The following is a 2,126-nucleotide window of genomic DNA, read 5'->3' on the forward strand; positions in this document are numbered from 1 at the left end:
ATGAACTACTCGTAGCTAAAGCTATCGAGTTTCCAAGACAAAAACTAAGTTAATGTCCCTTGTTGTAAGAAAGCTTGGTACACAGCGTGCCGCCTGATGGTGGTCTTACGTCGGCTTGTTTGCGTTAGCAAACAAGGTGACATTTCCGAAGAAACAGCCTCTAACTTTCCTGATTTTTTAACTGATGACAGTTCGCTCACCAGTGGCGGTGATACCGCCTTTTTCTTCCTGATTGCAGTATTCTTACGAGTTTTTGCTTTATCAGCAAACTTAGACTCTTTGATGTAAGGTACTGCACGTTGTGCTATTACTATCGCTGCATTTTCGTCAGCGTTAAATGTACCACACCCGTTTAGACAAACCAGCGTAGCTTGGTTTGGTCTGACGGTGTGTTTCTTTTTGCAAATGTGACACGTTCGTGACGTGTAAGCAGGGTTTATTGCTACGACGGCTTTGCCGTAGTCGTTCGCTTTGTACGTAATAAACATACCAAGCCTGCCGAGAGATACATTAAGTAAAGAGCGGTTTAGACCACTCTTTGCTCTACCATTATTCTTGATAAATTTACGACCTGTTGAGTCACGCTTAGGCTTCGCCTTGCGCGTCATATTGGTCAGCTTTAAATCTTCTAAGCTAATAATAGGTTTGGCTTGTATAACAATTTCTTTAGAAATTGTATGGCAAAAGTTCTCACGAACATTAGCTGTTTTGCTATCTAATTTAGAAATTTTAGTCGCTAAATTTTGTTGTGACTTAGACTCACAGCGGTGCTTGTTTTTATTTTTGTTTAAGCGTTTTTTACTCGCTAAAAGGCGCTGATAATGCGCTTTTTTCTTAGCGATAGCTTTCAGTTTAGCAACTTGTGCTGGATTATAAGCGTAGCGTGCGCCCTCACTTGTACAAGCAGGGAGAACAACACCACGGTCGATGCCCGTGATTTGCGCAAGCAAATCATCGTCATTGTATTCTACAAAGCCATTAAGTAATTCTTCGTTTGTGGGTGAGTCTACACCGTCGTTATACGAACCCGAGAAAGTAAACTTATTGCCTAATCTTGAGATCCTAAACTGTTTACAAAGTTGATCTGGTACGTAATCCAGTTGAATTGAAAACAACTTTTGCCGTTTCTTGGTCGCATTATCAAAGATGGTTAAGAGCGTTTTACTTTCGCCTAACGGCTCAAGCATAAACAGCTCTTTTGTGATCAAAGCACTGCGTTTTTTGCCGCGCCCCTTTTGCTTAGGAAACTTACGTAAACCTTTGCGTGAAGCTTCTACGTCAGCAAATACAAGGCTTGCTGCGTTACGCATTATCTGCACAGGAATTGCCTTTAAAAAAGGCAGTTCCTTATTTGTGCGTATGTGGCTGTAGGCTTGATTAATCTGGTCGCCCTTGCTTTCAGCAAGCAGACCAACATACTCTGATCTTTTTTGATTACGCATTACGTTAGAAGCACCGATCCACTGAGCAAAACAAGTAGCCTGACGGCTACTTGTTTTGTCAGAGATATTGATACTAAAACCGCGTATTGCCATGCGTAAGCTACCTTGTAATGTGTTTATAAACAGACTAGACTACTTTGCATAGCAAATCAAGCGTGAGGTTTATATGTACGAGTGGAGAACAGGACGCAGTTGCATCTATAAAAACCAAGTCCATCTAGTCTTTGTTGCGAAATACAGAAGAGCGGTTTTTACTTTAGAAATGGGAGAGCGTCTTCGAGAGGTGTTTTCCGAGACTTGCCTACAAATGCAATGTGAGTTAATGGAATACAGTTTTGAAGCTGACCACGTACACTTAATGGTGCAGGTACACCCCAAAGTGGCTGTATCAAATCTAGTTGGAAAACTAAAAGGTAAATCTAGTTATGTACTTCGCAGAGAGTTTTGGGAAAGTATTCGTACCAAACTTTGGGGTAGTAAATTTTGGTCACCAAGCTATTGTGTAGTTTCATGTGGTGGCGGAAATTTGGAACAGGTAGCTGCTTATATTGACAATCAGAAGAAGCCTCCCTCTGATAAATCCATTAAGCAAAGCAAAGCAATAAGCAAACAGTAAAGCTTCGCTTTACGCAAGGCTTAACTCGCAGCTAAAGCAAGCGAGAATGCGCCCTAAAAATGTTCAAT

General features: G+C 41.3%; 2 protein-coding genes. One reads left to right on the forward strand and one right to left on the reverse strand.

Features of this window, described 5'->3' with window-relative positions:
* Positions 1 to 44 precede the first annotated feature (44 nt).
* Positions 45 to 1,535 (reverse strand): RNA-guided endonuclease InsQ/TnpB family protein, encoded by a 1,491-nt coding sequence (locus AAEZ02_RS21645; RefSeq protein ID WP_351124982.1) that lies wholly within the window; start codon positions 1,533 to 1,535, stop codon positions 45 to 47.
* A gap of 73 nt (positions 1,536 to 1,608) precedes the next feature.
* Here AAEZ02_RS21645 and tnpA point away from each other — a divergent pair, with 73 nt between their 5' ends.
* Positions 1,609 to 2,058 (forward strand): IS200/IS605 family transposase, encoded by a 450-nt coding sequence (gene tnpA, locus AAEZ02_RS21650; RefSeq protein WP_124013301.1) that lies wholly within the window; start codon positions 1,609 to 1,611, stop codon positions 2,056 to 2,058.
* Positions 2,059 to 2,126: the final 68 nt, after the last annotated feature.

The organism is Shewanella sp. T24-MNA-CIBAN-0130 (assembly GCF_040310185.1).
Classification (GTDB): domain Bacteria; phylum Pseudomonadota; class Gammaproteobacteria; order Enterobacterales; family Shewanellaceae; genus Shewanella; species Shewanella psychromarinicola.